This window comes from Pseudoxanthomonas sp. OG2, assembly GCF_014192765.1.
Lineage (GTDB): Bacteria > Pseudomonadota > Gammaproteobacteria > Xanthomonadales > Xanthomonadaceae > Pseudoxanthomonas_A > Pseudoxanthomonas_A beigongshangi.
The window spans coordinates 415,146-435,963 of record NZ_JACHYM010000001.1 but is presented as its reverse complement, the minus strand read 5'-3'; the positions used below and the strand labels follow the sequence as shown (position 1 = coordinate 435,963).

Below are 20,818 nucleotides of genomic sequence, written 5' to 3'. Positions count from 1 at the left end.
TTGCTCTGGCGCGAAGAGCAAATCCCCTCGGTCCCCCTTCTTCAAAGGGGGAGGCAAAAGCGGAAAGGCAGTGGTCAGAACTCCTGCCAGTCGCCGTCGGCCAGGGCCGGCTCGGGCTTGCGGCGAACGGGTGCGGCGGGTTTGCGCGATGCGGGACGCGCGGGCGCGCGCACGGCCGGCGCCGACGCGGCGACCGGTGTCGGCATCCGCGCGGCCGGGGCATGGCCGTCGAGCTCGAACACATCCACCGCTTCGGAGAGCAGGCGGGCCTGGTCTTCCATGCTGCGGGCGGCGGCGGAGGCTTCCTCGACCAGGGCGGCGTTCTGCTGGGTGGTCTCGTCCATCTGGGTGATGGTCTGGTTGACCTGCTCGATGCCGGCGGACTGCTCCTGCGAGGCGGCGGCAATCTCGGCCATGATGTCGGTGACCCGCTGGACCGAGGCGACGATTTCACCCATGGTCGCGCCGGCCTGGTTGACCAGGGCCGAGCCGGTGGCCACCTGGTCCACCGAGGCTTCAATCAGCCCCTTGATTTCCTTGGCCGCGTTGGCGCTGCGTTGGGCCAGGGTGCGTACCTCCGAGGCCACCACCGCGAAGCCGCGGCCCTGTTCGCCGGCGCGGGCGGCTTCCACCGCCGCGTTCAGGGCCAGGATGTTGGTCTGGAAGGCGATGCCGTCGATGACGGCGATGATTTCGGCAATCTTGCGCGAGGCCGCTTCGATGTCGCGCATGGTGGTGACGACTTGGCCGACGACGTTGCCGCCCTGGGAGGCCACCGAGGCGGCACCGATGGCGAGCTGGTTGGCCTGGCGGGCGGAGTCGGCGTTCTGGCGCACGGTGGAGGTCAGTTCCTCCATGGAGGCGGCGGTTTCTTCCAGGTTGGCGGCCTGCTGCTCGGTGCGGCGGGACAAATCCGCATTTCCCGAAGCAATCTCGCCGGCGGCGGTGTTGATGGCGGTGGAGGCGTCTTGAATCCGGCTGACGATGTCGGTGAGCTGGGCGACGGTGGCGTTGGCGTCATCGCGCATGCGGGCGAACACGCCGTGGAAGTCGCCGTCCATGCGGGCGGTCAGGTCGCCGCGGGCGATGGCCTGGAGCAGTTGCGACAACTGGCCCAGGTTGGTGTCGCTGACCGCCATCATCGCGTTCAGGCCGTCGATCATTACCCGGAAATCATGTTCGAAGCGCTGCGCGTCGCCGCGCTGGCTGAAATCGCCCACGGACGCGGCGGCCGCCAGACGCTTGATCTCGCCATTGATGGCCGCCAGGCTGGCCTTGGCGCGATCCATCGACTCGTGCAGCATCGCCCGCTGGCCGGGCAGGCGGCGCGCGTCCTGCGAGAGATCGCCCATCGCGTAGCGGTTGAGGATGGAGATGGCGTCGACGATGGCGTCCAGATGTTCGAACATCATCGTGTTGATGCCGCGCGCCAGGTCGCCGTACACGCCGGGGAAATCCTCCGACACGCGCTGGGAGATGTTCTCGCCGGCGTGCATGTGGACCATGTGCTGGGTCTCGTCGGAAAACCGGCGCAGCATCTTCATCATCTCGTCGGTGGAGGCGAGCATCTGGCCCAACTCGTCGCGGTGGCCGCGTTCGACCTTGATCGACAGATCGCCACGCGACACCGCGTTCACCGCGCGCACGACCTGGGCCAGCGGGCCGGTGATCGAGCGCGTGATGGCGATGGCCAGGAACACCGCCAGCAGCACCGCCACGCCCAGGCCGACGCACATCGCCAGCACGGTGCGCGAGTAGGCGCGCTCGGAAGCGGCGACCTCCGCCGCCAGATTGTCCACGTTGTACTGCGACAGTGCCTTGAGCTGGTTGAACAGTTCGCGGCGCAGGAAGCGCGATTCGTTGGTGGAGATGGCTTTCGCGGCCTCGAAATCATCGGCCGCCACCGCCGCCGAGATGCGGTCGTGCGCCTCGAAGTAGGCGGCGCGCGCCTTCTTCACCTTTTCGTAAATCGCCTTTTCCTTCGCGCTTGATTCGATGGGGATGGCGTTGTACGCCGCTTCCTCGGCGTCAATCAGCTTGCGGGTATCGACCAGCTTCTTCTCGTAGTCGGCGATTTCCTCCGGCTGGCCCTGCTTGGTCAGCTGCGACTGCTCGTAGGTGCGGTACTCGCCGAGCTGGGCGCGCATTTCGCCCAGGTGCTGGACAGCGGGCATCCAGTTCTCGTTGACGGCGAGCATCTGCGCGTTGGCCACCGACAGCCGCCACAGCGACAGGGCGCCCAGCAGGACGGTGAGGATGACGGTGACGGTGAAGGCCACCGCCAGCTTGCGGGCGATCGGCAGGTTGCGGAACCAGTTCATTGCTTGCTTCTCTCTCCAGGAGGAACGGCGCGCGGAGCCTCCCCGTGTGGCCGCGTGCGTCGGTGACGGAATGTCATGCCGCTACTAGCGGCGGCACCGCCTGGAACTTGACGGTGCGTTGGTCGTAAGGGCGCGCCCGACGTCGAAACGTAATCCGGCGCCGCGTCCACGCGTGGCGCGGACGCGGGGCTTGGCCGGGCAGGTTGAATCAGAAATAGAACTGCGCGCGCAGTTGCAGGATGCGTGGATCCGCCCGCCGTCCCGCCCGCTGGGCATCCACCCGGGTCAGGTTGGCCTGCAGGCGGAAGTAGCGGTTGAGATAGGCGTTCACGCCCAGCGTCCAGTTGTTCTCGCGGCCACCACGGATGCCGTCGTTGTCCAGGTCGATGCGGCTGTGGCGCAGCAGCAGTTCCCACGCGCCGTAGGCATGCGCGGGCACCGGGTTGGCGACGTTGCCGGCGTTGTAGACACGCGATTCGCCGGTGAGCAGCCAGCTGCCGGCGACATACCAGCCGTCGGCCGAGTAACCGCGCAGGCCGGCGTCGCGGGTGGTCTGCTGGCGCAGGTATTCGCCCTGCAGCGACCATGGCCCTTCGATCCACAGCGCTTCCACGCCTTCGCGGCGGATGCGGTCGACCCGGGTCAGGGTGCCGGAATCGACCAGCCGCGTGTCGGTGAGCGCGGTTTCCGGGCGCGCGCGCCAGCGCACGCCGGGCAGCACGGTCTGGCCGCGTCCATTCACTTCGCTGTGCGGATGTTCCTCGGACGCCGACAGCCCCAGGTGCAGCACGTGCCCGGCCTGCTTGCGCGGGGTCCACGCGGCGCGCGCGGCGAGGGTCGTGCCGCGGTTGTTGCCCTGCAGATCGTTGCCGAAGAAGTAGCCCAGGTTCCACAGATGGGTGGGGCGCTCGAATGCCCATTCCACGCCGACACGCCGGCTTTCGTAGAACGCCTGGGTCGGCAGCGAGTTCTCCAGGAAGCTGCCGGCGCGGGTGGAGGTATAGCCCTCGAAACCCACCGGCAACTTGAACTGGCCGATGCGCAGCTTGCCGGCGTCGTGGCCGAGCAGCGCCCTGGTTTCCACCCGCAACGCCACGTCCATCCAGGTGTCGGCATGGAAGTCGTAGCTGGCGGTGACGTCGTAGACGCCCTTGCGCTTGAGGGTGAAGCCGAATTCCTTGCGGCGGAAGTCCTCGTCGTCCTCCAGCGCGGTGGCGGCGGTGCCGTAACCCTCGCCGTCGAAGCGGACCAGATCGTAGGCGTAGTTGCCGGTGGCGGCCAGCTCGGTGCCGTTGGCGAACACGATGCGCGGCGGCCACGGCTTGAGCTGCGTACCGGTGGCGTCGCTTTCGGCGGCGGAGGCGTGCGGGGCGGAGAGGGCCAGCAGCGGAATCAGGGCGAGGGAATGGCGGGAAACGACAGCGGATTTCATGATGGAAGGATCTGGCAAGCGCACGCCCTGCGCGGCCACCCGGAGGCGGCCACGCGTGAAGGCGGCGGTGAAGAGGAGAGGTGGCGGGGCGATCAGGCGGCTTGCGGCATGCGCAGCGAGCGCACCAGTCCACCCACGTCGACGATGAGGGCGACGCGGCCGTCGCCCAGGATGGTGGCGCCGGAAATCCCGTCCACGCGCCGGTAATTGTTTTCCAGGTTCTTGACCACGACCTGTTGCTGGCCGAGCAGCTCGTCCACTTCCAGTGCCAGCTTCTGGCCGTCGCCCTCGACCACCACCACCAACGGCTGGGCGACGCGCGCATGGCCGTAGCGGTAGAACTCGTTGAGCGACAACAGTGGCAGGTATTCGCCGCGCACGCGCAGCACGCGGCCTTCGCCGGCCAGCGTGCGCACGTCCTCGGCCTGCGGTTGCAGCGCTTCCAGCACGTAGCCCAGCGGCAGGATCAGGGTTTCCTCGCCCACCGCGACGGTCATGCCGTCGAGGATGGCGAGGGTCAGCGGCAGCCGGATCACCACGCGGGTGCCGTGGCCGGCGCTGCTTTCCAGCTGCACTTCGCCGCCCAACGCCTGGATGTTCCGGCGCACCACGTCCATGCCGACGCCGCGGCCGGACAGATCGGTGACCGCGTCGGCGGTGGAGAAGCCGGGTTGGAAGATCAGATCCCAGACCTGCGCGTCGGAAGGATTCTCCGGCACGTGCAGGCCACGCTCGGCGGCCTTGGCCAGGATCCGCTCGCGGTTGAGGCCGCGGCCATCGTCGCTGACCTCGATGACGATGTGGCCGCCCTGGTGCGAAGCGGCCAGGGTGATGGTGCCGGTTTCGTCCTTGCCCGCGTCGCGGCGGGTGTCGGGCATTTCCAGGCCGTGATCGATCGCGTTGCGCACCAGGTGCACCAGCGGATCGGCGATGCGTTCGATCAGGCCCTTGTCCAGTTCGGTGCCCTCGCCAATCGTGCGCAGGCGGACCTGCTTGCCCAGGCGCGAGGACAGGTCGCGGACCAGCCGCGGGAAGCGGCGGAACACCGCGTCCACCGGCAGCATGCGCACGCCGATCACCGCTTCCTGCAGATCGCGGGTGTTGCGTTCCAGCAGGTCCAGGCCGGCGAACAGGCGTTCGCACTGGCCGGGATCCAGCAGGCCGGACACCTGCTTGAGCATCGCCTGGGTGATCACCAGTTCGCCGACCAGGTTGATCAGGCCGTCGATCTTGTCGACGCTGACGCGGATTGAACTTTCGGCGGTGTCGTTGCCCGCCGGCGCGGGCGCACCCGCGCCGGCGTTGCCGGCAGCGGCGAGGGTGATGGCCTCGACCGGAGCGGACGGCGCGGCGATCGCGGCCGGGATCGGCTGGATATCCAGTTCGCAGTCATCGACGACCCAGGCGAAGGCTTCCTCGACGGCGGTGCGCGGCACCGGCCCGAGCAGGCCGAGATCCCAGGCCAGATAGGCTTCCAGCGGATCCATCTGCTCGAAGCCGGGCAGGCGATCGATCCGGCACGCGACTTCCAGCGGCGCCAGATGCTCCAGTTCGCGCAAGATCCGCAGCGGATCGTTGCCGGTCATGAACAGCGAGGGCGCCGGGGTGAAACCGATGCGCCAGCCTTCCGGCGCGGCGTCCTTCGCCGCCGGCGCGGCGCTGGCGGCGGGCGCGGCGTCGCCGGACAGCACCGCGGTCAGGCGCGCGTGCACGTCCTTGACCCCCGCCGGATCCGCGGGATGGCCGTGCTCGGCTTCGGCCAGCAGGCTGCGCAGCACGTCCACCGACGCCAGCATCGCGTCGATCGCCGGGGTGGCGACGTCGCGCTTGCCGGCGCGCAGTTCGTCCAGCAGCGTTTCCAGCACGTGGGTCAGGCCGGCGACCGCGTCGAAGCCGAAGGTGGCCGCGCCGCCCTTGATGGAATGCGCGGCGCGGAAGATCGAGTTGATCAGCTCGCCGTCGCGGTTGCCCTGTTCCAGTTGCAGCAGGCCCGCTTCCATCGCTTCCAGCCCTTCGCGGCTTTCCTCGAAGAAGGTGGCGTGGAAGCGTTGCATGTCCATGTTCATCGGTGCGGAACCCGGGCGGCGTCAGGAAAGGGCGGAGTCGTCGGAAGCGGGCGCGGATCAGCCCAGGACTTTCTGGATGGTGGCGACCAGTTGTTCCGGATTGAACGGCTTGACCAGCCAGCCGGTCGCGCCAGCGGCCTTGCCCTCGGCCTTCTTGTCGGCGGCCGATTCGGTGGTGAGCATCAGCAGCGGGGTGAACTTGTAGTCGGGCAGCCCGCGCAGGGCGCGGATCAGTGCGATGCCATCCATGTTCGGCATGTTGACGTCGGTGACCACCGCATTGAAACGCTGTCCCTGCGCGCGGCCCAGGGCGACCTGGCCGTCCTCGGCCTCGTCCACGGCGTATCCGGCGGAAGTCAGGGCGAAGGCGACCATCTGGCGCATCGAGGCCGAATCGTCCACCACCAAAATACGTGCGCTCATGCGGCGTTCTCCACAGTTTTCGAATCGTTGTTGTCGGAAGGGGAAAGACCCAGCCGATCGGCCAGGCCCAGCAGGCGGGCGGCGTCGCGGAAGGCGGGACTGCTGCCGGCGAAGGCGGTGGCGCGGCCGGCCTGTTCGCGTTCGCGGAAGAAGGTGCACAGCACCTGCAGGCTGGCGGTGTGCACGCGTTGCACGGTCCCGGCATCCAGCAGCAAGGGCTGCGGCTGGGCCAGGTGCGGCACCAGTTGCTGCTTCAGATCGCTGGCGGCCTCGATGCCGAGGTCCGCGCCCAGGGGTACTGCGCTCATCATCGCTCCGATGGGTCGGTTCCTGCGTGGTATCGGCCGGACCGGGCAGGTCTTGAGCCGGCGCGTGGAAAAGTGGGAAGTGCGTCGCGACTTGGGATGTGCCGTGGGAACGAACATGGATAGCCCCCTTTGGAAAAAGGGGCGGGCGAGCGCGTAGCGGTCGAAGGGGGATTTGCTTGGCGCCAAGAGCAAATCCCCCTCGGTCCCCCTTTTTCAAAGGGGGAGGAAAAGCTTGGCTTTCCCAATCCCCAATCCCGAATCCCGAATCCCGGCTTTCAACGGCCGCATGGCCGGTCATCCCGAATCCCGGCCCCTCAGCCCAACAACTCCGAAGCATCCAGCAAAATCACCGTACGCCCGGAGAGCCGGGCGACGCCGCGAAACAACGGATGGGTGATGCGGCACATGCGGGTGTTGTCCGGTGGTTCGATCTGCTGCTCGGTGAGGCGGGTGACGTCCTCCACCGCCGAGACGCGCAGGCCGAGGATTTCGCCGTTTTCCTCCAGCACCACGATGCGTACCTGGCTGTCGGGGACGATTTCGGCGCGTCCCAGGTACAGGCCCAGGTCGATCACCGGCACGACCTGGCCGCGCAGGTTCATCACGCCCAGCATGTGCGCGGCCGCGCCGCGCAGTGGCAGCAGGGTGGCCGGCAGGACGACTTCCTGCACCTTCAGCAGTTCCAGTGCGTAGTGCTGGTCGTCGCAGCGCATCCGCAGCCAGCGGGTGGTGCGGTCGCTGGCGCGCCGGCGCTCGCCGTGCGGCGAACTGGCCGGGGCGTTGTCCTCGTCGTCGCGTTGTCTCTGCAGCATGTCGAACACCGGCTTGGCGTAGGCGGGGATGGCGGGCGACGAAGATGCGGGACGCGCGGGAGGCGGTGGCGCCGGTCGGGACGGAACGGTGGCCGGCGCGGGTGCCGCGGCGACGGACATTGGCGCGGGCGGAGTCGGCTCGGCCTGCGCCGTCGCGGCACCGGCGGGCGCCTGTGCGCCGGGCGCCGCGCCGCCGTGCAACTGGTCCAGCAGCGCCTCGAATTCGTCGTCGGTAATCAGATCCGCCGCGGCCATCGGCGCCATCGCGGGCGGTGCTGCCGCCGGTGTGCTGTCCACGGACGGGGTTTCGAGCGGTTCGGATTCGATGGAGACAGGTTCGATGGCCGCGGTCTCGACAGGCACGGTTTCGACGATCATGGGCGCGCGCTCGGTGGCAGTCGCCGGTGCAATCATCGCCGGCGCGGCTTCGACCTGCTGGAGGGCGAGGATGGCGTCGGGATCGTCGGCCACGGCGATGCCGCGGGTGGTCGCCAACAGGCGTTCCAGGACTTCCTCGTGCGTCGGATCGAATGCCCCGGCGTCATCGTGTGGCACGCCGGCCGTCGAAAGCTCCGCCACCACGGCGGGCACGCCAGCAGGCATGTCCGGCGACGCGATGTCCGCCTGCGCGGGCACCGGTGCATTCACCACCGCCAGGAACGGCTGCGGCGGAGCCGGCGCGGCGACGGCCGGGGCAATCGCGGGCGCGACGTCGCCGCCCAGCAGATCCCTCAGATAGTCGTCCAGCGCCGGTTGCGCGTTCACGCGGCCTGCTCCATCTGCACGCGATCGCAGCCCAGCAGCCACTCGAGCGCGCGGCGGTACGCGGACAGGCCGCGGCCCGGGTACTGGCCGGCCGACAGCGGCTTGACCAGTTCATCGACGCTGCAGATGCGGGTGTCGTTGGGAATGGCGTCGTCCCACACGCGATCGCCATGGGTCTCCTGCATCTGCCGCAGGGTGTCGTTGCCGGTGCGGGTGCGCTTGTCGTGCAGGGTGGGCAGGACCGAGGCCGGCAGCGGACGGCGGCGCGAGCGTTCGATCATGTCCACGGTCCGGCACATGCCATTGAGGCCATGCAGCGCCAGCGGTTCGGTCTGGGTCGGGATGATCACGCGATCGGCCGCAGCCAGCGCGTTGACCATCAGCAGGCCGAGCGTGGGCGGGCAGTCGAACAGCACGTAGTCGTAGTCCTGGCCGCCGCGCGCCAGCGCGTTGGCCAGCGCCATGCCCAGTCCGGGCTGGGTGGCGCTGCGGCGTTCCAGCGTGGCCAGCGCGGTCTGCGCGGCGACGAAGGACAGATTGTCGATGCCGGTTTCGCGCACCAGCGGGCCCAGCTCCGCGGTCGGCTGGTCGAACAGATCCAGCACGCCGGCCGGTGCCGGCTCGGCGGGCAGGCCGAAGGCGCGGGTCAGCGAGGAGTGCGGATCCAGATCCATCAGCAGGACGCGCTGGCCGCGCATCGCCAGGCCACGGCCCAGCGCCAGGGTGGTGGTGGTCTTGCCCACGCCGCCCTTCTGGTTGGCGATTGCCCACACGCGCATCAGTTGGATCCTCCTTCAAGGGTGGGCGCCATCGCGTCGGCGTCGGCGGCCGTCGCGGGCGTCAATGTTTCGGCCTGGGCCGGCGCGATCGCCGGCAGTGCGGGTGCGGCGGCGATCGCCGGCAGCGATCCGCCCGGCGCGTGTTCGCCCTCGCTGGCCAGGATCACCAGCAATACCCGGCGGTTGCTGTTGCGGCCTTCCACGGTGGCGTTGTCGCCGATCGGACGGAACTCGCCGTAGCCGATCATCGCCAGTCGTTCCGGCGGAATGCCGTCGCGCACGAACAGGTGCACCACGCTGGCCGCGCGCGCCGCCGACAGTTCCCAGTTGGATGGGAACTGGTAGGTCCGGATCGGACGGTCGTCGGTGTAGCCTTCCACGCGCACGCCGTTGGGCACGCCGGCCAGCACGTCGGCCAGGCTGGACACGGTGCTCTGCGCGGCCGGTTCCAGGGCGGCCGAGCCGGTGGCGAACAGGATGTCGCTGTTGATCTGCACTTCCAGCCAGAGTTCGGCGCGGCGCACCACCACCAGCTTCTGGTCGACCAGCGGCGCCAGCGCCTTCTCGATGTTGTCGGCGATGGCGTCGAGTTGCTGGTGGGCGTTCTGCATGCCCTTGGCGTCCACGCTCATGTTCATCTGCGAGGCCATTGCCGCCAGCAGGGTCACGTTGGGTGCCGGCGAAGGGGCGGAGGGGCCCTGCTTGGCGCCGGACTTGATCGGCGAGGGGCGATCGAAATCGGCGCCCTGCAGCTGGTGGTTGCCGACCTGGACCGGATTGATCGTGCGCGGCGCGCCGCCGAACGCGGCGGTGAGCGCGTCGGCCATCACCCGGTACTTGCCCTCGTTGAGGGTGGAGATGGCGTACATGACCACGAAGAAGGCCAGCAGCAACGTCATCAGATCGGCGTAGGGAATGGCCCAGGCCTCGTGGTTGACGTGTTCCTCGTGGGATTTCCGGCGTGCCATGCGGGTGCCCGATCAGTGCAGGAAGCCGGCCAGCTTGGATTCGATGTTGCGCGGGTTCTCGCCCTGGGCAATCGCGATCAGGCCTTCGATGATCATTTCGCGCTCGCGGCTCTGTCCGCCGATCACGCTCTTGAGTTTGCTGGCGACCGGCAGGAAGAACAGGTTGGCCGAGGCGATGCCGTAGATGGTGGCGGTGAACGCAGCGGCGATGCCGTGGCCCAGCTTGCTCGGGTCGGCCAGGTTCTTCATCACCGCTATCAGGCCGAACACGGCGCCGATGATGCCCAGCGTCGGTGCATACACGCCCATCGCTTCGAACACCTTGGCCGCGGCCAGATCCTGGTGCTCCTGGCTGTTGAGGTCGATTTCCAGCATGTGCCGGATGGCCTCCGGTTCCAGCCCGTCGACCAGCATCTGCAGGCCCTTCTTCAGGAACGGATCGCTCTGTTCGTTGACCAGCGGCTCCAGCCCCAGCAGGCCCTGCTTGCGGGCGATGTTGCTCCACTCGACGATCTGCGCGACGAGCCCGTCGTGATCGGCGCCCGGTGGGCGGATCACCCAGCGCGCAATCGACACCGCGCGCTTGAACACCGCCGGCGGCGTATGCACCAGGATGGCCGCGACGGTGCCGAGGATGACGATGACGAAAGCCGCCGAGGACCACAGCGACGACACGCCGGCACCCTTGAGGATGCTGCCGCCGACCAGGGCGACCAGGGCGAGGATGAGACCGATGAGGCTGAAGATGTCCATATGCAGTGGTATCGGCGCTGGCGGTCCGGACTTGAGTTGGCGGGTTGGGGGACGGGTGCGCTAGCGGGGTCTGTTCGGCTTTCGGTTGAGGGGCGGAAGGGCTCGCGGCCGGAGGCCGCTCCTACCGGTTTGTTTCAGGTTTGCCGCAATGCCGGACCAGGTAGGAGCGGCCTCCGGCCGTGAGCTCCTGCCATCGCAACGAATCCGCGAGTCCGTGACCGGTCTGTTCCTTCGGGGCGGCATTCGTGTGTGTGAAAAGCAGCGAAGCGTGTTCCGCTTTACGGGGGGCGTGTTGCCCCCATCCGCCCTTCGGGCACCTTCCCCCGCGAGCGGGGGAAGGGAGCGGGTGGCGCGGATTCACGCGGCCGCTTCGCGCAGGCCGTCGACGTCCAGGATCAGCGCCATGCGGCCATCGCCGATCAGGGTCGCGCCGGCATAGCCGCGCAGGCCGCGCACCGCGCGCGGCAGCGGCTTGATCACCACTTCCTCGCGCCCGCGCACCTGGTCCACGACCAGGCCGAAGCGCTGGTCGCCCATCTGCAGCACCACGATGGTCAGCAGCGGCGCCTTGACCGCCTCCACGCCCAGCCAGCGCCGCAGATCCACCAGCGGCAGGGTGGTGGACTGCCGATCCAGCACGGCCTGGCCGTCGAACCAGCGCAGGCTGGAGGCCGGCGCGTGCAGCACTTCCATCACCCGCGCCAGCGGCAGCGCGTAGACCGGATCACCGGCCTGCACCAGCAGGGTCGGCAGGATCGCCAGGGTCAGCGGCACCCGGATCAGGAAGCGGCTGCCACGGCCGAGCTGCGAATGGATCTGGATCTGTCCACTGAGTTCGCGGATGCGCGACTGCACCACGTCCATGCCGACGCCGCGGCCGGAGATGTCGGTGATCTCGGTCTTGGTCGAGAAGCCCGGCAGGAAGATCAGCTGCAGGCATTCGTCGTGCGACAGGCGGGCGGCGGCTTCCGGTTCGATCAGGCCCTTTTCCAGCGCCTTGTCGCGCAGCCGCTCCGGATCGATGCCGGCGCCGTCGTCGCGGATCTCGATGGTGACGTAGTCGCCTTCCTGCTGCGCCGCCAGCCGTACCTGGCCGCTGCGCGGCTTGCCCGTGGCCTCGCGCAGGTCGGGCAGCTCGATGCCGTGGTCGATGGCGTTGCGGACCAGGTGCACGAGCGGATCGGACAAGGCCTCGACGAGGTTGCGATCCAGCTCGGTATCGGCGCCGATCAGCTCCAGATCGACTTCCTTCTTGAGCGAGCGGGCGACGTCGCGGGCGACCTTGGGGAAGCGCGAGAACACCTTGCCCACCGGCTGCATGCGGGTGCGCATGACCGCGTTCTGCAAGCGCGCGGTGGCGATGTCCAGGCCGCTGACCGCGCGATCCAGTTCCTCGTCGCGCAGGCGTGCGCGCAGGGTCTTCAGGCGATTGCGCGACAGCACCAGTTCGCCGACCAGATTGACGATCGCGTCCAGCCGCTTGGTGTCCACCCGGATGGTCTGCTCGGCCTCGCTGGCGCGCGCCGGACGGACCGGTGAGGCCGGGGCGGGCGCGGGCGCGGGCGGGCGTACCGGCGCGGACTGGGGCGCGGCAGCGGGCGCAGGGCGGGCGGTCGCGGCGCCGGGCACGGCGCCGCCGTGCAGTTGATCCAGCAGGGCCTCGAATTCGTCCTCGCTGATCAGATCTCCGCCCGCCGGCGCGACGGCCGTGGCAGGCGGTGTGGCGCCGCCATGCAGTTGATCGAGCAGGGCCTCGAACTCGTCGTCGGTGATCAGATCATTCCCGCCGGCGGCGGGCGTGGCCACCGGAGCGCGGACCGGCGCGGGCGCGGCATCGACGTCGAACTGGGCGATCAGCGTGGCCGGCGCGTGCGGCGGCTCCTCGCCGGCGGCGACCGCGTCGAGCATGCGCTGCAGCCAGTCCAGCGACTGCTGGGCGGCGTCGAAATGATCCGCTTCCAGGGTCGCCTTGCCGGCGCGGACCATGCCCAGCGCTTCCTCGGCGGCGTGGCACAGGTTCACCATCGCCTGGATGCCGAGGAAACCGGCGCCGCCCTTGAGCGTATGGAAACCACGGAACACGGCGTTGAGCTGTTCGCTGTCGCCGGGATCCTGTTCCAGCGTCACCAGCTGCTCGCCGAGGCGATCCAGGATTTCCTGGGCCTCGATGAGAAAGTCGGCGGCGATTTCGGGCGTGACGGCGGACATGGCTGGCTCGGTATCGGCGGGGATGCGTGGGCGGACGGCTAGAGCCCGAGCCCCGACAGCAGATCGTCGGCGTCGTCCTGCGAGAACGCCGCCTTGTCCAGGCCCGCCACCGCGGGACCGGCCAGGCCGTCGTCCTTCTTCCTTTCCGGCGGCGGCAGGCCCAGTTCGCCGAATCCCTCGTGCACGCGGCGGACGATGCCGGCGACGCGGCGGATGATCTGGCCGGTGAGATCCTGGTAGCTCTGCGCCAGCGCCATTTCCGACAGTCCGGAACGGATCTGGTCCACCAGCTGGGTCTGCTCGGCGCTGAGCGCGGTCGTCTTGAGCTGGTCGGCCAGGCCGCGGCACTGCTCGGCCAGATCCAGGGTCTTGTGGCTGGCCTGTTCGGTCATCGCGACCACGTGATCCAGGCGCGCGCAGGCGTCGTCGAGATCGCCGGCACCGTGGGTCGGCGGCAGCTCGCCCAGCGTCTGCGCCAGTTCGCGGGCCAGCCGGCCCAGTCCCTGCATCATCGGCTGCGTGCGCCAGGCGGCGATGGTGTCCAGCTCGCGCCGCCAGCCGGCCTCGTCGCCCTGTTCCAGTGCGTCCAGCGCGTGCTGCAGGCGCTCGACCAGCGCGGCGCGGGCGCTGCCGGCTTCCATGACCGCAGCCATCAGGCGGCGGCTCCGAGGCGCTCGAAAATCTTGCCGAGTTTCTCTTCCAGGGTCTGCGCGGTGAACGGCTTGATGATGTAGCCGTTCACGCCGTTCTGGGCGGCTTCGATGATCTGCTCGCGCTTGGCCTCGGCGGTGACCATCAGCACCGGCAGGGTCTTGAAGCGATCGTCGGCGCGGATGGCCTTGAGCAGTTCGATGCCGGTCATGCCCGGCATGTTCCAGTCGGTCACCACGAAGTCGAAACTGCCCTGGGCCAGCGCGGTCAGCGCGCTGGAGCCGTCGTCGGCCTCGGCGGTATTGGTGTAGCCCAGATCGTTGAGGAGGTTCTTGATGATGCGGCGCATCGTCGAGAAGTCGTCCACGATCAGGATCCGCATGTTCTTGTTGGCTGTCACGAAGGGCTCCGGGTGCAGCAGGGTAGAGGGGGCTCGAGAGCCTTATCGGCAGGTGGCGGGGAAACTTTTGGGCCGGGATTGGCTGGGGCCGGGATTGGGGATTCGGGATTGGGGATTGAAAGAGCCCCTTGACCAGCCATGCGGCTGTTAAAAGCGAAAAGGGGGCGGGCGCCCGCGGAGCGGGCGACGGGGGATTGACCAGCCATTCGGCTGTTGAGAAGCGCTTGCTGTTGGCGCCCAAAGCAAATCCCCCTCAATCCCCCTTTTTCAAAGGGGGAGGCAAAAGCAAAAGGCTCTTGCGAATCCCCAATCCCGACTCCCCAATCCCGGCCTAATCCTCCAACCCGGCATCCACGCTCTCGAACACATTCAGCCGACCACGCAGGCGCAGCATGGCCTGGCCGTGGATCTGGCAGACGCGGGATTCGCTGACGCCGAGGACGGCGCCGATTTCCTTGAGGTTGAGTTCCTGTTCGTAGTACATGGACAGGACCAGCTGTTCGCGCTCGGGGAGCTGGCCGATGGCCTTGATCAGCGACTGGCGGAACTCGCTGCGCTCGAGTTGTTGCTGCGGGTTGGGGCCGCCGGTGACCACGGTCTGCGGTTCGCCATGGTCCTCGATGTGCGATTCCAGGCTCAGCACCTGGCCGCGGGCGGCGTCCTCCAGCAAGCGCAGGTATTCGGGCAGCGGCATCTCCATCGCCGACGCGACCTCGGTGGCGATGGCGGCGCGGCCGGTGCGCTGTTCGATTTCGCGCACGGTGGCGGCGGCCTGGCGGGCCCGCCGGTGCACCGAGCGCGGCACCCAGTCGCCGCGGCGGATCTCGTCGATCATCGAACCGCGGATGCGGATCGAGGCGAAGGTCTCGAACGAGGCGCCCTGTTCGGCGTCGTAGCTGCGCGAGGCTTCCAGCAGGCCAATCATGCCGGCCTGGATCAGATCGTCGATCTCCACGCTGGCGGGCAGGCGCGCGGCCAGGTGATGGGCGATGCGGCGGACCAGGTCCGCGTGCACCGTGACGAAGTCGGTGGCCGCCGCTTTCTGGACGGCACGGTATTGGGCGGCGCCGGTGTTCATGCTGGCACGCTCCGGTTGATCATGCGTTCGACGAAGAACTCGACATTGCCCCGGGCGCCGGAAGGCGGCTGCCAGCGTGCGGTGACCCGGGCGATCTCGTTGATGGCGCGCGCCGACGGACTGCCCGGATACGCCTTCACCACCGCCTGCTGGCGCTGCACCGCGCGGCGCAGCCAGTCGTCCTGCGGCACCGCCCCCAGATAGTGCAGGGCGACGTCGCCGAGGAAACGTTCGCACACGCGGGCCAGCTTCTCGTACAGCTTGCGGCCCTCGTTGGGGTCGCGGACCATGTTGGCGATGACGTGCACGCGGTCCACGCCGCGCTCGCGCGAGAGCACCTTGATCAGCGCATAGGCGTCGGTGATCGAGGCCGGCTCGTCACACACCACCACCACCGTGTCCTGCGCGGCCTGGCAGAAGGTCAGTACGCTGTCGGTGATGCCGGCGGCGGTATCCACCACCATCACGTCCAGGGCGCGCTGCAGTTCCGAGAACACGTTGACCAGGCCGACGTGTTCGGCCGGCGAGAGTTCGGCCATGTGCCGGAAACCCGACGAGGCCGGCACGATCAGCAGGCCGTCCGGTCCTTCCAGCAGCACGTCCTCCAACTGGCAGCGTTCGGCGACCAGATCCGCCAATGTGTATTTCGGCGCCAGGCCCAGCAGCACGTCGACGTTGGCCAGGCCCAGGTCGGCGTCCATCAGCAGGGTCCGCTTGCCCATCTCGGCCAGCGAGGCGGCCAGGTTGACCGACACGTTGGTCTTGCCCACGCCGCCCTTGCCGCCGGTCACCGCGATCACGCGGACCGGATGGAAGGCGCCGGTCAGCGGCGGCGTGCTGCGCGGGTTGGTCTGCAGCAGGTGTTCATGCGACATGGATGGCCTCCGCGTGGCTGGGTTCGTCGGCTTCGCGGCGCAGCTGGTCCAGGCGCAGCACCAGGTTGGGCGCGCTGGCGCGGTGCAGGTCTTCGGGCACGCGCTGTCCGTCGGTGATCCAGGCCATCGGCAACTGGTGATCGACGATCACCGACAGCGCGCTGCCGAGCCGGCCGGTCTCGTCCACCTTGGTCAGCACCACGCCGTGCGGCTGGGCGCCGCTGAAGCGGCGGACCACCTCGTCCAGGTCGCCGAAGTGCGAATTGGCCGGCAGCACCAGCAGGGTATGCACCTGCCCGGCGGCGCGCAGCCAGTTGAGCTGGCCGACCAGGTTGCGATCGCGCTGGCCCATGCCGGCGGTGTCGATCAGCACCAGCTTGTAGTCGCGCAGGCGTTCCAGGGTCTGCGCCAGGCGCACGTCGCTGTCGGCCTCGTGCACGGCGATGCCGAGCTGGCGGCCGTAGCTGTGCAACTGTTCGCGGCCGCCGACGCGCACGGTGTCGGTGGTGACCAGGGCCACGTCGCGCGGGTTGTGGCGATCGGCATAGGCCGCGGCCAGCTTGGCGATGGTGGTGGTCTTGCCGGCGCCGGTCGGGCCGACCAGGGCGATCACGCCGCCCTGTTCCAGCGGATCCACCGGCAGGATCGGCAGCCGGCGCGAGAGCAGGCCCAGCATCAGGCCGCGCCCGCGATGCAGTTCGGTATCGGCGGGAATCTGCAGGGCAACGTCGCGGGTGATGCCGGCGTCGAAGCCGTAGTCGTCCATCAGTTCCATCGCCTGCGCGCGCACCGGCGAACCGCGCAGGCGTTCGTCGGTGAGGCGGTGCATCTCGCCTTCGATCATCTCGCGCATCGCCGCCAGTTCGGCGCGCATCTGCACCAGTTGCTCGTCCTCGGCGCGGGCGCGCGCGCCGTTGTCGGCGACCACGCTCAGCACCGGCGCGACGGCTTCCGGCTGCGGAGCGGCGACGGGCGTGGCGGGGGCCGGCGCCGCCGTGGACAGTTCCGCCGGCACCGCCGGCAGGCTCGCGGCCAGGCGCGCGGCGAACGACATCGGATCCAGCGCGAAGGCGGCGGGCGCGGACGGCTCGGCCGGAATTTCCCGCGCGAACGAGGGCGCCGGCGCGATGAACGCCGACGGCGGCTCGACCGGGGCGCGCGACTCCTCGGCCACGCGCGATTCGATGGGCGCCGCCGCGGCGACCCGGTTGAAGTAGGCCGCAGCCGCTTCGGCCGGCGACATCTCCGTCGCCTGGCGGTTGGCGGCGGCGCGTGGTTCGGCGGACACGGATGCGGATGCGGACGGCGCGGCGCGCGCGAACGAAGGCGCCGGTTCGGCCGGACGCATTGCCTCCAGCGTGCGCTGCACCAGCGTCTCGTCGTAGTTGGAGGCCGCCACGATCTCGACGCCGTCGTCGGTCATGCGATTGGACAGGATCACCGCATCCGGCCCCTGTTCCTGCCGGACCAGCGCGAAGGCGGTGCGCATGTCGGGAGCGACGAAACGTTTGATTTTCATTTGAGAGGCCGGGATTGGGGATACGGGATTCGGGATTGGGTAAAGCAAGGCGACGGCAAGCCGTTCGAGGTGATTGGATATCTAGGTCGTGTCGTGTTCGTCTTCATCGCTGCATCCCCGTCATGAACCCGCTTTTGCGAATCCCCAATCCCCAATCCCGTCGCCTCAACTAATCGTCCCCACCAGCTTCAACCGCTTGTCCTCCGGGACTTCGCTGTAGGACAGGACCGACAGCGTGGGGACGCTGTGGCGGACCAGCCGGGCCAGCGCGGCGCGGACGCCGCCGGGGACCAGCACCACCGCCGGCTCGCTGCGCGCGTCCTGCTGGGCGACGCAGTCGGCCAGGCTCTGGTGGAGCCGTTCGGCCAGGCCGGGTTCCAGCGCGGCGCCGGTGCCCTGCACGCTGTCCTGCAAGACACGTTCCAGTTGTGGCGCCAGGGTGTAGACGGGAAGCTCCGGCGCCATGCCGGAGATTTCCTGGACGATGAAACGACCCAGCGAGGTACGCACGGCGGCGGTGAGCGCGGCCGGATCCGGGTTCTGCGGACCGAACTCGACCAGCGCCTCGACGATCCGGCGCAACTGGCGGATCGGCACGCGCTCGATCAGCAGGTTCTGCAGCACCCGCACGACCGTGGACAGGGTGAGCGTCTTGGGCGTCAGATCCTCGACCAGCTTGGGCGCGGTCTTGCCGAGGTTGGCGAGCAGTTGCTGCACCTCCTCGTGCCCCAGCAGTTCCGGCGCGTGCTCGCGCACCAGGTGCGACAGGTGGGTGGCGACCACGGTCGAGGCATCGACCACGGTGTAGCCCAGCGATTCGGCCATCGCATGCTGGCCCGGCGTGATCCAGGTGGCGTCCAGGCCGAACGCGGGGTCGCGCCCTGGAATGCCGTCGAGGGTGCCGAACGCGCCGCCGGGATCCAGCGCCAGTTCGCGATCCGGATGAATCTCGGCGGTGGCCACCGGCACGCCATGCACCAGCAGGCGGTAGCCGTTGGACGGCAGTTCCAGGTTGTCGCGGATATGCACCGGCGGAATCAGGAAGCCCAGATCCTGGGTGAGCTTGCGGCGCACCGCCTTGATCCGCGACATCAGTTCGCCGCCCTGGGCCTTGTCCACCAGCGGAATCAGCCGGTAGCCGACTTCCAGGCCCAGCGGGTCCACCGGACGCACTTCATCCCAGGTCAGTTCGGCCTGCGGGTTGGACGGCGCGGGCAGGGCGGGATCGGCGCCCGCGGCGCTTTCGCCGCCGGCGCCGGGCTGCTGTTTCTTCCACAGCTTCCAGGCGATGTAGCCCAGCACCGCGGCCAGCGTCAAAAACACGACATTGGGCATGCCCGGGACCAGCCCGACCACGCCGATCAGGCTGGCGGCCACCGCCAGCGCCTTGTGCTGGCCGAACACCTGGCCAACCATCGCGTTGCCCATGTCCTGCGCGCGCGAGGCGCGGGTGACCAGCATCGCCACCGCCGAGGACACCAGCAGCGCCGGCAACTGCGCCACCAGGCCGTCGCCGATCGACAGCAGGGTATAGATCTTGGCCGCCTCGCCGACCGGCAGGCCGTGCTGGAGCACGCCGATCGCCAGGCCGCCGACCAGGTTGATGAAGAGGATCAGGATGCCGGCGATGGCGTCGCCGCGGATGAACTTGCTGGCGCCGTCCATCGCGCCGTAGAAGTCGGCTTCCTCGCGCACTTCCTCGCGCCGGGCCTTGGCTTCCTCGCGGGTCAGCAGGCCGGCGTTGAGGTCGGCGTCGATCGCCATCTGCTTGCCGGGCATCGCGTCGAGGATGAAGCGCGCCGACACTTCCGAGATGCGCCCGGCGCCCTTGGTGATGACCACGAAGTTGATGATGGTCAGGATCGCGAACACCACCAGGCCGACCGCGAAATTGCCGCCGACCACGAATTCGCCGAACGCCTCGATGACCTTGCCGGCCGCGCCATGGCCGTCCTGGCCGTGCAACAGCACCACGCGGGTGGAGGCCACGTTGAGCGCCAGCCGCAGCATCGTGGTCATCAGCAGCACGATCGGGAAGATGGTGAAGTCGAGCGGCCGCCGCACGTAGACCACCGCCAGCAGCACCACCAGCGAAATGGCGATGTTGAAACTGAAGAGCGCGTCCAGCACCGGCGGCGCCAGCGGGACGATCACCATCGCCAGCATCGCCAGCACGACCAGCGGCGCGCCCAGGCCGTGGCGCAGCATGTCCATCACCCGGGAGGTGGGGCTGGGCACCGCGCTCATGCCGGCTTGCCCTCATCCACGTCCACCGCCGGCAGGTCCGGATGCTCGGCCACGGTGCCGTCGCGCCAGGCGCGCAACTGGTAGACGTAGGACAGGATCTGGGCGACGGCGGTATACAGTCTCACGGGGATCTCCCGGCCGAGTTGCCCTTCGCGATACAAGGCGCGTGCCAGTGGCGGCGCCGACACGATGGCGACCCGGTGCGCCTCGGCGACCTCGCGGATGCGCAGGGCGATTTCGTCCACGCCCTTGGCGACCACCCGCGGCGCGCCCATCTGGCCGGCCTCGTACTTCAGCGCCACCGCGTAGTGGGTCGGGTTGACCACGATGACGTCGGCGGTCGGCACCTCCTCGATCATCCGGCGCTGCGACAGCTGGTGCTGCATCTGCCGGATCCGGCCCTTCACTTCCGGCCGGCCTTCGCTTTCCTTCAGTTCCTCGCGCAACTCCTGGCGGGTCATCTTCAGCTTCCGCATCCAGTTCCACTTCTGGTACGGCGCGTCGATGGCCGCCAGCAGCGCCAGCGCGCCGGCGCAGGCCAGCAGCAGGCCGCCGGCGAAGCCCATGCCGGTGCGCACGGCCTGCTCCAGCGGCATGGTCAGCAGCTCGCGCAGGGAATTCAGGCCCAGCTTCAGGCTCAGGCCCGCGGCCAGGCCGATGAAGGCCACGCGCAGCAGCGACTTGAGCAGTTCCGCCACGCTCTCGGCGCCGTACAGGCGCTTGAGCCCGGCCATCGGGCTGAGTCGCTTCAGATCCGGTGTCAGCGCCTTGCTGGAGAATTGCAGTCCGCCCATCAGTACCGGGCCGAGGAAGCCGGCCAGCAGGCACAATCCGATCATCGGCAGCATCACCCACAGCAGTTGCAGCAGCAGGCTGCCGACGTGGCCGAACAACTGGTCCGGGTGCTTGAACAGCTGCGGATCCGGGCTGAGCGCGATCTTCATCCAGCCCAGCGAGCCGCGCGCCAGCGGCATGGCCATGGTCAGCAGCGCGACCACGCCGGCACCGAACACCGCCGCCGTCGCCAGTTCGCGCGAACGCGGGATGTTGCCCTGTTCGCGGGCTTCGCGCAGGCGTTTTTCACTGGGCTGTTCTGTGCGTTCGCCGCTTTCGTCCTGTTCGGCCATGGCGCTGCGTCGGGAAAACCGACCACCACGCTGCAAGTCCCGTTCCAGTCCGGCGACGGGAAACGGGCGTCGCCCCGTTCACGATG

At 68.9% G+C, this 20,818-nt stretch carries 16 protein-coding genes and 1 pseudogene; all 17 read right to left on the bottom strand.

Going from position 1 to position 20,818, the window contains the following annotated elements:
- Positions 1-74 precede the first annotated feature (74 nt).
- Complete coding sequence (locus FHW78_RS01930) at positions 75-2,321, bottom strand: methyl-accepting chemotaxis protein (protein ID WP_183636992.1); 2,247 nt, start codon at positions 2,319-2,321, stop codon at positions 75-77.
- A 208-nt stretch (positions 2,322-2,529) separates the two neighbouring features.
- A complete protein-coding gene (locus FHW78_RS01925; RefSeq protein ID WP_183636990.1) occupies positions 2,530-3,753 on the bottom strand; it encodes a porin in 1,224 nt (407 codons plus the stop codon).
- Between the two features lie 92 nt (positions 3,754-3,845).
- Complete coding sequence (locus FHW78_RS01920) at positions 3,846-5,819, bottom strand: chemotaxis protein CheA (protein ID WP_183636987.1); 1,974 nt, start codon at positions 5,817-5,819, stop codon at positions 3,846-3,848.
- A 57-nt stretch (positions 5,820-5,876) separates the two neighbouring features.
- The gene (locus FHW78_RS01915) at positions 5,877-6,242 is read right to left on the bottom strand and encodes a response regulator (protein ID WP_183636985.1); all 366 of its coding nucleotides are present in this window, start codon (positions 6,240-6,242) and stop codon (positions 5,877-5,879) included.
- Positions 6,239-6,550 carry an STAS domain-containing protein gene (locus FHW78_RS01910; RefSeq protein WP_183636982.1) on the bottom strand — a complete coding sequence of 104 codons (312 nt, stop codon included), beginning with the start codon at positions 6,548-6,550 and terminating at the stop codon, positions 6,239-6,241. The genes FHW78_RS01915 and FHW78_RS01910 overlap by 4 nt, the downstream gene beginning before the upstream one ends.
- A 314-nt stretch (positions 6,551-6,864) precedes the next feature.
- A complete protein-coding gene (locus FHW78_RS01905) occupies positions 6,865-8,127 on the bottom strand; it encodes a chemotaxis protein CheW (RefSeq protein WP_183636980.1) in 1,263 nt (420 codons plus the stop codon).
- Complete coding sequence (locus tag FHW78_RS01900) at positions 8,124-8,906, bottom strand: ParA family protein (RefSeq protein ID WP_183636978.1); 783 nt, start codon at positions 8,904-8,906, stop codon at positions 8,124-8,126. Before FHW78_RS01900 ends, FHW78_RS01905 begins: the two co-directional genes overlap by 4 nt.
- Positions 8,906-9,874, bottom strand: coding sequence for a flagellar motor protein MotD (gene motD / locus FHW78_RS01895; protein ID WP_183636976.1), 969 nt, complete (start codon positions 9,872-9,874; stop codon positions 8,906-8,908). Before motD ends, FHW78_RS01900 begins: the two co-directional genes overlap by 1 nt.
- A 12-nt stretch (positions 9,875-9,886) precedes the next feature.
- On the bottom strand, positions 9,887-10,627 hold the full coding sequence (locus FHW78_RS01890; RefSeq protein WP_183636974.1) for a flagellar motor protein: 741 nt from the start codon (positions 10,625-10,627) through the stop codon (positions 9,887-9,889).
- A 357-nt stretch (positions 10,628-10,984) separates the two neighbouring features.
- Positions 10,985-12,835, bottom strand: a complete 1,851-nt coding sequence (locus FHW78_RS01885; RefSeq protein ID WP_183636972.1) for a chemotaxis protein CheA — start codon at positions 12,833-12,835, stop codon at positions 10,985-10,987.
- A 38-nt stretch (positions 12,836-12,873) separates the two neighbouring features.
- Positions 12,874-13,488, bottom strand: coding sequence for a protein phosphatase CheZ (locus FHW78_RS01880; protein ID WP_183636970.1), 615 nt, complete (start codon positions 13,486-13,488; stop codon positions 12,874-12,876).
- Positions 13,488-13,868, bottom strand: coding sequence for a chemotaxis response regulator CheY (gene cheY, locus FHW78_RS01875; RefSeq protein ID WP_141452861.1), 381 nt, complete (start codon positions 13,866-13,868; stop codon positions 13,488-13,490). Before cheY ends, FHW78_RS01880 begins: the two co-directional genes overlap by 1 nt.
- Positions 13,869-14,217: 349 nt before the next feature.
- The gene (locus FHW78_RS01870) at positions 14,218-14,964 is read right to left on the bottom strand and encodes an RNA polymerase sigma factor FliA (protein WP_183636968.1); all 747 of its coding nucleotides are present in this window, start codon (positions 14,962-14,964) and stop codon (positions 14,218-14,220) included.
- Positions 14,961-15,773: pseudogene (locus tag FHW78_RS01865) on the bottom strand (MinD/ParA family protein); the annotation flags it as partial. The gene FHW78_RS01870 and the pseudogene FHW78_RS01865, both read right to left, overlap by 4 nt.
- Before the next feature lie 55 nt (positions 15,774-15,828).
- Positions 15,829-17,358, bottom strand: coding sequence for a flagellar biosynthesis protein FlhF (gene flhF / locus FHW78_RS01860; RefSeq protein ID WP_183636965.1), 1,530 nt, complete (start codon positions 17,356-17,358; stop codon positions 15,829-15,831).
- Between the two features lie 165 nt (positions 17,359-17,523).
- Positions 17,524-19,605 carry a flagellar biosynthesis protein FlhA gene (gene flhA, locus FHW78_RS01855; protein ID WP_183636962.1) on the bottom strand — a complete coding sequence of 694 codons (2,082 nt, stop codon included), beginning with the start codon at positions 19,603-19,605 and terminating at the stop codon, positions 17,524-17,526.
- The gene (gene flhB, locus FHW78_RS01850; protein WP_183636960.1) at positions 19,602-20,732 is read right to left on the bottom strand and encodes a flagellar biosynthesis protein FlhB; all 1,131 of its coding nucleotides are present in this window, start codon (positions 20,730-20,732) and stop codon (positions 19,602-19,604) included. Before flhB ends, flhA begins: the two co-directional genes overlap by 4 nt.
- Between the last annotated feature and the right edge of the window lie 86 nt (positions 20,733-20,818).

Bases quoted from the DNA above. Each gene is read 5' to 3' on its own strand.
- FHW78_RS01925 (WP_183636990.1), bottom strand. From the start codon at position 3,753: ATGAAATCCGCTGTCGTTTCCCGCCATTCCCTCGCCCTGATTCCGCTG.
- flhF (WP_183636965.1), bottom strand. From the start codon at position 17,358: ATGAAAATCAAACGTTTCGTCGCTCCCGACATGCGCACCGCCTTCGCG.
- motD (WP_183636976.1), bottom strand. From the start codon at position 9,874: ATGGCACGCCGGAAATCCCACGAGGAACACGTCAACCACGAGGCCTGG.
- FHW78_RS01880 (WP_183636970.1), bottom strand. From the start codon at position 13,488: ATGGCTGCGGTCATGGAAGCCGGCAGCGCCCGCGCCGCGCTGGTCGAG.
- flhA (WP_183636962.1), bottom strand. From the start codon at position 19,605: ATGAGCGCGGTGCCCAGCCCCACCTCCCGGGTGATGGACATGCTGCGC.
- FHW78_RS01920 (WP_183636987.1), bottom strand. From the start codon at position 5,819: ATGAACATGGACATGCAACGCTTCCACGCCACCTTCTTCGAGGAAAGC.
- FHW78_RS01870 (WP_183636968.1), bottom strand. From the start codon at position 14,964: ATGAACACCGGCGCCGCCCAATACCGTGCCGTCCAGAAAGCGGCGGCC.
- FHW78_RS01915 (WP_183636985.1), bottom strand. From the start codon at position 6,242: ATGAGCGCACGTATTTTGGTGGTGGACGATTCGGCCTCGATGCGCCAG.
- FHW78_RS01890 (WP_183636974.1), bottom strand. From the start codon at position 10,627: ATGGACATCTTCAGCCTCATCGGTCTCATCCTCGCCCTGGTCGCCCTG.
- flhB (WP_183636960.1), bottom strand. From the start codon at position 20,732: ATGGCCGAACAGGACGAAAGCGGCGAACGCACAGAACAGCCCAGTGAA.
- FHW78_RS01930 (WP_183636992.1), bottom strand. From the start codon at position 2,321: ATGAACTGGTTCCGCAACCTGCCGATCGCCCGCAAGCTGGCGGTGGCC.
- cheY (WP_141452861.1), bottom strand. From the start codon at position 13,868: ATGCGGATCCTGATCGTGGACGACTTCTCGACGATGCGCCGCATCATC.
- FHW78_RS01900 (WP_183636978.1), bottom strand. From the start codon at position 8,906: ATGCGCGTGTGGGCAATCGCCAACCAGAAGGGCGGCGTGGGCAAGACC.
- FHW78_RS01910 (WP_183636982.1), bottom strand. From the start codon at position 6,550: ATGAGCGCAGTACCCCTGGGCGCGGACCTCGGCATCGAGGCCGCCAGC.
- FHW78_RS01885 (WP_183636972.1), bottom strand. From the start codon at position 12,835: ATGTCCGCCGTCACGCCCGAAATCGCCGCCGACTTTCTCATCGAGGCC.